At 73.9% G+C, this 7,209-nt stretch carries 6 protein-coding genes; 2 read left to right on the top strand and 4 right to left on the bottom strand.

What is annotated here, in order from left to right; all coding sequences use genetic code 11:
- Positions 1–53: 53 nt before the first annotated feature.
- From ACFCY1_RS24650 to ACFCY1_RS24635, 4 genes are all read right to left on the bottom strand, one after another.
- A complete protein-coding gene (locus tag ACFCY1_RS24650) occupies positions 54–1,223 on the bottom strand; it encodes a DUF2510 domain-containing protein (protein ID WP_375876068.1) in 1,170 nt (389 codons plus the stop codon).
- A 144-nt stretch (positions 1,224–1,367) separates the two neighbouring features.
- A complete protein-coding gene (locus tag ACFCY1_RS24645) occupies positions 1,368–2,168 on the bottom strand; it encodes a 3-oxoacyl-ACP reductase (protein WP_049649878.1) in 801 nt (266 codons plus the stop codon).
- A 7-nt stretch (positions 2,169–2,175) separates the two neighbouring features.
- Positions 2,176–3,555, bottom strand: a complete 1,380-nt coding sequence (locus tag ACFCY1_RS24640) for an aldehyde dehydrogenase family protein (RefSeq protein WP_375876067.1) — start codon at positions 3,553–3,555, stop codon at positions 2,176–2,178.
- A 3-nt stretch (positions 3,556–3,558) separates the two neighbouring features.
- Positions 3,559–4,953 carry a glutamine synthetase family protein gene (locus ACFCY1_RS24635; protein WP_375876066.1) on the bottom strand — a complete coding sequence of 465 codons (1,395 nt, stop codon included), beginning with the start codon at positions 4,951–4,953 and terminating at the stop codon, positions 3,559–3,561.
- A gap of 165 nt (positions 4,954–5,118) precedes the next feature.
- Between ACFCY1_RS24635 and ACFCY1_RS24630 the strand changes: the two genes are divergently transcribed.
- Entirely contained in the window at positions 5,119–5,847 is a 729-nt protein-coding gene (locus ACFCY1_RS24630; protein ID WP_375876064.1) for a gamma-glutamyl-gamma-aminobutyrate hydrolase family protein, read from the top strand.
- Positions 5,848–6,041: 194 nt separating this feature from the next.
- Complete coding sequence (locus tag ACFCY1_RS24625) at positions 6,042–7,169, top strand: cation diffusion facilitator family transporter (RefSeq protein ID WP_375876062.1); 1,128 nt, start codon at positions 6,042–6,044, stop codon at positions 7,167–7,169.
- Positions 7,170–7,209 lie beyond the last annotated feature (40 nt).

The raw sequence follows: 7,209 nt of genomic DNA, 5'->3' as shown, positions 1-7,209 counted from the left end.
CACCCGGAGGGTTCCCTCCCGGGTGGGCCGCCGCCGTGTGAGGAGCGCGGTGCTCAGGTGGTGGTGCCCCCGGCGCCGCCGGCGCCCGCACCGGACCCGCCGGACCCGCCGGACCCGGGCAGCCCCGGGATGGTCGGCAGCTTGCCCTTGTAGTCGGTGATGCCCTTGACGATGGTGTCCATCACCGCGACGTCCGGCGACTTGTCGGCGATGTCGAAGCCGAAGTGCACCGAGACCAGCGACTTCCCGTCGGCGGACGGGAAGACCACGGTCTGCACGTAGCCGTTGTTGCCCTTGGGCGCGTCCACCTTCCAGCGGACCAGGTAGCCGTCCTGGCCGTTGACCTTCACGGCCTCGGACTTGAGCTCCTGGTGCCCGGTGACGTCGCCGTACGCGGCCTTGGCGGCCGCCGCGATGTCGGCCTTGGCCGCCGCCTGGGCGTCGGTGCCGCCGCCGTCGATCCGGCCGGTGTTGGCCCCGCCGAGGGAGCAGGTGCTCTTGCCGTCCACGCAGGTGTACGAGCCGACGCTGAGCATGGCGTAGCCGTCGGTGGTGGTGCCTGCCTCCCAGCCGTCCGGGACCGGCAGGGTGAGCTTGTTGACCACGTCGATCGCCTGGTCGGTGCTCGGGCGGGTCTTGCCGCCGCCGTTGCCGTTCCCGCCGCCGCCCTTCCCGCCGTTCCCGCCGTTGCCCCCGTTGCCGCCCTTGCTGTCCCCGCCCCCACCGTTGCCGGGGTCGCCGAAGCCCGGGAGGCCGCCCCACGGGCCGTAGCCGCCGCCCTGCGGGGCCGGGCGGGCGCTGCGCGGGGCGCGGTCGCTGTGGCCGTCCACCGCGAGGTAGGTGACCCCCGCGCCGACGGCCAGGCCGAGCAGGGCGGCGACGGTGGTCGCCAGCACCAGCTTGGAGGGCTTGCGCCGGGGCTTGCGCGGCGGCCCGGCGGGCGAGCCGTAGGCGGCGCCGAAGGGCGGCGGCTCCGGGTAGCGGACGGTCGGGCCGCTCTCCAGCACCTCGCCCTCCAGCACCGTGGTCTGCCCGGCCGCTCCCGGCCCCGGGGCCGCGGCGGCCGTCGGCTCCGCCTCCGGGGCCTGCGGTGCCGGGGCGTCCGAGGGTGCGGGCCGGGTGTCGGCCGTCCAGCCCTTGCCGTCCCACCACCGCTGCGGCCTCGGGTCGCCGGTGGTGTTCTTGGGGTCCGGGTACCACCCGGCGGGAATCTGCTCGCTCACGGTAGAGAATCTAAAGGCAGCCGGATAAACGCGAAATCAGCGCGGCCCGGAATTCCCGCCGTTTTCGATGAGATTCCGGTGAGAACCCCGACTGCGACCCTTCCGCGGCCCTTCCGCGGCCCGACCGCCCGCGGCCGCGGGCGGCTACAGCGGTGTGACGTACGCCCCGGAGATGCCGCCGTCCACCAGGAACTCGCTCGCCGTGATGAACGAGGAGTCGTCGCTGGCCAGGAAGGCCACCGCGGCGGCGATCTCCTCGGCCCGGGCGAACCGGCCGAGCGGGATGTGCACCAGCCGGCGGGCGGCCCGCTCCGGGTCCTTGGCGAACAGCTCGCGCAGCAGCGGGGTGTCCACCGGCCCCGGCGAGAGCGCGTTGACCCGGATGCCCTCCCGGGCGAACTGCACGCCCAGCTCGCGGGACATCGCCAGCACCCCGCCCTTGGAGGCGGTGTAGGAGATCTGCGAGGTGGCCGCGCCCATCCGGGCCACGAAGCTGGCGGTGTTGATGATCGAGCCCCGCCCGTGCCGGCGCATGTACGGCAGCGCGGCCTTGCAGCACAGGTAGACCGAGGTCAGGTTGACCTCCTGGACCCTGCGCCAGGCGTCCAGGCCGGTGGTCAGGATCGAGTCGTCCTCGGGCGGCGAGATGCCCGCGTTGTTGAACGCGACGTCCACGCTGCCGCAGGTCTCGTACGCCTCGTCGAACAGCGCCTCGACCATGTACGGGTCGGTGACGTCGGTGTGCACGAACAGCCCGCCGACCTCCTTGGCGGCGGCCCGCCCGGTCTCCTCGTCGAGGTCGGCGCAGACCACCTTCGCGCCCTCCGAGGCGAGCCGGCGGGCGGCGGCCAGGCCGATCCCGCTGCCCGCGCCGGTGACCACGGCGGTGCGGCCGACCAGCCGTCGGCAGACGGGCTCGTCCGGCGCGGCGTGCTTCTCGCTCATCGGGCTGTCACTCCTCGCTGTGGATGAAGACGTTCTTGGTCTCGGTGAAGTGGCGCAGCGCGTCCGGCCCCAGCTCGCGGCCCACCCCGGACTCGCCGAAGCCGCCGAAGGGCGTCCAGTAGCGCACCGAGGAGTGCGAGTTGACCGACAGGTTGCCCGCCCGTACGCCCCGGGCCAGGCGCAGCGCGCGGCCGACGTCCCTGGTCCAGATCGAGCCGGACAGGCCGTAGCGGGTGGCGTTGGCCAGCCGCAGCGCGTCGGCCTCGTCGGTGAACGGCAGGACGGCGGCGACCGGGCCGAAGATCTCCTCGGTGACGGCCGGGACCTCCGGGTCCTCGGGGGCGACCACCGTCGGCGGGTACCAGTAGCCGGGCCCGTCCGGGACCTTGCCGCGGGCCAGCACCGGCAGGTCGGGGGTGAGGTAGGAGGCCACCCGGCGGACCTGGGCGGCCGAGATCAGCGGGCCGAGCTGGGTCTGCGGGTCGGTCGGGTCGCCGGTGCGCAGGGTGTCGACGGCGGGCAGCAGCAGGGCGAGGAAGTCCTCGTACACCTCGCGCTGGACCAGGATCCGGCTGCGGGCGCAGCAGTCCTGGCCGCTGTTGTCGGCGAAGGAGAGCGGGTCGGCGGCGCGGGCCAGGTCGGCGTCGGCGAAGACGATGTTGGGGCTCTTGCCGCCGAGCTCCAGGGTGACCCGCTTGGCGCGGGCGGCGCAGCGGGCGGCGACCTCCTTGCCGACGAGGGTCGAGCCGGTGAAGACGATCTTGCGGACGGCCGGGTGGTCCACCAGGGCGCGTCCGGTGGTGGCGCCCGCGCCGGGGACGGTCTGGAACAGGCCCTCGGGCAGGCCCGCCGCGAGGGCGAGTTCGGCCAGCCGCAGAGCGGTCAACGGGGTGGCCTCGGCGGGCTTGAGCAGGACGGCGTTGCCGGCCGCCAGGGCGGGGGCGAAGCCCCAGGCGGCGATCGGCATCGGGAAGTTCCACGGCGCGATCACCCCGACCAGGCCAACCGGCTCGTGGAAGGTCACGTCCAGGCCGCCGGGGACCGGGATCTGCCGGCCGGTCAGCCGTTCCACTCCCCCGGCGGCGTACTCCAGCAGGTCCCGGACGTTGCCGGCCTCCCAGCGGGCGCTGGCCTGGAGGTGGCCGGCCTCCGCCACCTCCAGGGCGGCCAGCTCCGGGACGTGCACCTCGACCTGGTCGGCGAACCGGCGCAGCAGCCGGGCGCGTTCACCGGGGGCCAGCGCCGCCCAACCGGCCTGGGCCTTCACCGCGCGCCGGACGGCCGCGTCCAGCTGCTCGGGGGTGGTGTCGGGGACGGTGGCGAGCACCTCGCCGGTGGCGGGGTTGCGGACCGTGCTGCTCCCGGCGGTCGCGTTCGGCTCGGTCACGGCTCACATCCGTTCGAAGGATCGGTAGCGCTCCCAGTCGGTGACCGCCCCGTCGTAGGCGGACTGCTCGACCCGGGCCATGTTCAGGTAGTGCTCGACCACGTCGTCGCCGAAGGCCTCGCGGGCCAGTGCGCTGTCCGCCCAGAGCCCGGCGGCCTCGCGCAGCGAGCCGGGCACCCGCGCGTACTCCTCCACCGCGTAGGCGTTGCCGAGGCAGGGCGCGGGCAGGTCCAGCTTGCGCTGCAGCCCGTGCAGGCCGGCCGCGATCATCCCGGCCACCGCGAGGTACGGGTTGACGTCGCCGCCCGGCACCCGGTTCTCCATCCGCAGGCCGGGGCCGTGGCCGACCACCCGGTAGGCGCAGGTGCGGTTGTCCCGGCCCCAGGCGACGGCGGTCGGGGCGAAGGAGCCCGGGCGGTAGCGCTTGTAGGAGTTGATGTTCGGCGCGTACAGCAGGCTGAACTCGCGCAGCGCGACCAGCTGGCCGGCCAGGAAGTGCCGCATGGTGTCGGTCATCCGGCCGTCCCGGTCGGCGAAGGCGGGGGCGCCGACGGTGTCGCGCAGCGAGAGGTGGATGTGGCAGCTGTTGCCCTCGCGCTCGTCGTACTTGGCCATGAAGGTGAGCGCGCAGCCGAGTTGGGCGGCGATCTCCTTCGCGCCGGTCTTGTAGACGCTGTGCTGGTCGCAGGTGGTGAGGGCGTCGGCGTAGCGGAAGGCGATCTCGTGCTGGCCGAGGTTGCACTCGCCCTTGGCGGACTCCACCACCAGGCCGGCACCGGCCATCTCGGTGCGGATCCGGGACAGCAGCGGCTCGACCCGGGCGGTGCCCAGCATCGAGTAGTCCACGTTGTAGAGGTTCGCCGGGGTCAGGCCGCGGTAGCCACCCAGCCAGGCCTGCTCGTAGGTGTCGCGGAAGACCAGGAACTCCAGCTCGGTGCCGATGTCGGCGGCCAGACCGTACTCGGCGAGCCGGGCGATCTGGCGGCGCAGCAGCTGGCGCGGGGCGGCGTCCACCGGGTGGCCGCCGTGCCGGGCGAGGTCGGCGGTGACCTGGGCGGTGCCGGGCTGCCAGGGGGTCAGCCGCAGGGTGCCGAGGTCGGGGCGCATCGCGAAGTCGCCGTAGCCGGTGGCCCAGGAGGAGAAGGCGTAGCCGTCCACGGTGTTCAGGTCGACGTCGACGGCCAGCAGGTAGTCGCAGGCCTCGGCGCCGTGCTCGGCCACCTCGTCGAGGAAGAACCGGGCGGCGAAGCGCTTGCCCTGGAGGCGCCCCTGCATGTCGGTGAAGGCGAGCGCGACGGTGTGCACCTCGCCGGTGTCCACCAGGGCGCGCAGCCGGTCCAGGGTCAGCGGCGGCCGGGGCGGCGAGCCCGCGGCGGCCCGTTCGGGCGTTTCGGACATACCGAACCCTCCTCCTCGATCACTCTTCGAGATCAAACGGTCACAGCGAACCGTACGGCCTGCGACTCGCGGGGCGGAAGAGGGCGGGTGGGTGTCGGGCGCCCGTGGCGCGCCGACGCGCGTGGCTGACGGTGGATCAGGTGCTCCGGGGGGAGAATGCGCGCCATGGATCGCAGGCCTTTGATCGGCGTCAGCACCTACCTGGTGGACGCGAGTTGGAGCGATTGGCGGGGCCGCCGGGTGGCCCTGCTGCCCGAGCGGTACACCGCGCAGGTCCGGGACTCCGGCGGGATCGCGGTCCTGCTGCCGCCGGACGTCCCGGAGCGCGCCCCGGAGGTGCTGGCCCGGCTGGACGGCCTGGTGATCGCGGGCGGGCCGGACATCGACCCGGCGTACTACGGGGAGCCGGCCCACCCGGCGACGGAGGTGGACTCGCCGGAGCGGGACGCCTGGGAGGTCGCGCTGCTGCGGTCGGCGCTGGCGGCGGGGATGCCGCTGCTGGCGGTCTGCCGGGGGATGCAGGTCCTGAACGTGGTGTGCGGCGGGACGCTGGTACAGCACCTGCCGGACGTGGTGCCGGTGGACGTGCACGGCGGCGCGCCCGGGTGCTACGGCTCGCACCTGGTGCGGCCGGTGCCGGGGACGCTGCTGGGCGGGCTGCTGCCGGAGAGCGAGCTGGAGGTGCCGACCTTCCACCACCAGGCCGTCGACCGGGTGGGGGCGGGCCTGCGGGTGAGCGCCCACGCGCCGGACGGGACGGTGGAGGCGGTGGAGGGGCCGGGGTTCGCGCTCGGGGTGCAGTGGCACCCGGAGCAGGGGGACGACCTGCGGCTGATGCGGGCCCTGGTCCGGGCGGCCACCGCGGCGGTCCTCGACGCGATGGCGCTGGGGTAGATCAACTGGGCGCGGGGGAACGGGAGTTCGGGAGGCCGGCCGGGTGCGGAGTGAGCCGGATCCGGCCGCCCGGACGGGAACGACAACGGTCACCAGTACAACCTTTGGATCTTTGTCGATTCTGCGATTCACTTCGGTTGCGGGGCGGTCGTATCGCGCCCCCTTTCCCACCCGTGCGCCCAGAGAGGACTTCCATGGCCGGGCACGAGCACTCGCACGATGATCATGCGCATGACCAGAGGCACTCGCCCTCCCACTCGCACGGCTCCGGGGGGCACGCGCATGGTTCGGGCGGGCACTCCCACGGCTCCGGGGGACACGGCGGCCACTCGCACGGCGTCGCCGCCGACGCGGACCGCCGCTGGCTGCTCAGCGCCCTCGCCCTGATCGTCGTCTTCATGGCCGGCGAGGTCGTGGTCGGCTTCGCCGCCCAGTCCCTGGCCCTGATCTCGGACGCGGCGCACATGCTCACCGACGCCGCCTCGATCGTGCTCGCGCTGATCGCCATGCGGCTCGCCGCCCGCCCGGCCCGGGGCGGCTACACCTACGGCCTCAAGCGCGCCGAGATCCTCTCCGCGCAGGCCAACGGGGTCACCCTGCTGGTGCTGTCGGCCTGGCTGGGCTACGAGGCGGTCACCCGGCTGTTCGAGCCGCCGCAGGTCACCGGCTCGCTGGTGCTGATCACCGCGCTGATCGGGATCGTCGTCAACCTCGCGGCCACCTGGTGCATGTCCAAGGCCAACCGCAGCTCGCTGAACGTCGAAGGCGCCTTCCAGCACGTCCTGACCGACCTGTACGCCTTCATCGCCACCGCCGTCGCCGGCGCGATCGTACTGACCACCGGCTTCGCCCGGGCCGACGCCATCGCCTCGCTGATCGTCGTCGCACTGATGCTCAAGGCCGGCATCGCGCTGGTCCGGGACTCCGGACGGATCTTCCTGGAGGCCGCCCCGGCCGGGATCGACCCGGACGCCGTCGCCGACCGGATGGTCACCGAACCGCTGGTCGAGGAGATCCACGACCTGCACATCTGGGAGATCACCTCCGGCCAGCCCGCCCTGTCCGCGCACATCCTCGTCACCCCCGGCGGCGACTGCCACGCGGTGCGGCGCTCCCTGCAGCGCCGGCTCTCGGACGAGTACGGCATCACCCACTCCACCCTCCAGGTCGACCACGTCGGCGAGGACGAGGCCGGCGCGCTGCTGCAGATCGCCACCCCGCCCGACTCCACCGCCTCCGCCGCCACCGCTGCCTCCACCGCCGCCGAGCACTGCGCCGACTCCCACGGCCCGGTCCACCGCGCCGGACCGCACGAGCACTGAGAACCGGCGGTCCGTCACCGCCGTACGGCATGATCTGAGA

This window comes from Kitasatospora sp. NPDC056273 (assembly GCF_042268845.1).
GTDB lineage: Bacteria > Actinomycetota > Actinomycetes > Streptomycetales > Streptomycetaceae > Kitasatospora.
Note: the sequence above shows the minus strand (reverse complement) of the source record. Positions and strands in the feature narration are given on the sequence as shown.

What these genes read in the sequence shown, in the direction of transcription:
- ACFCY1_RS24645 (WP_049649878.1), bottom strand. Translation starts at nt 2,168, where the DNA reads ATGAGCGAGAAGCACGCCGCGCCGGACGAGCCCGTCTGCCGACGGCTG.
- ACFCY1_RS24635 (WP_375876066.1), bottom strand. Translation starts at nt 4,953, where the DNA reads ATGTCCGAAACGCCCGAACGGGCCGCCGCGGGCTCGCCGCCCCGGCCG.
- ACFCY1_RS24630 (WP_375876064.1), top strand. Translation starts at nt 5,119, where the DNA reads ATGGATCGCAGGCCTTTGATCGGCGTCAGCACCTACCTGGTGGACGCG.
- ACFCY1_RS24625 (WP_375876062.1), top strand. Translation starts at nt 6,042, where the DNA reads ATGGCCGGGCACGAGCACTCGCACGATGATCATGCGCATGACCAGAGG.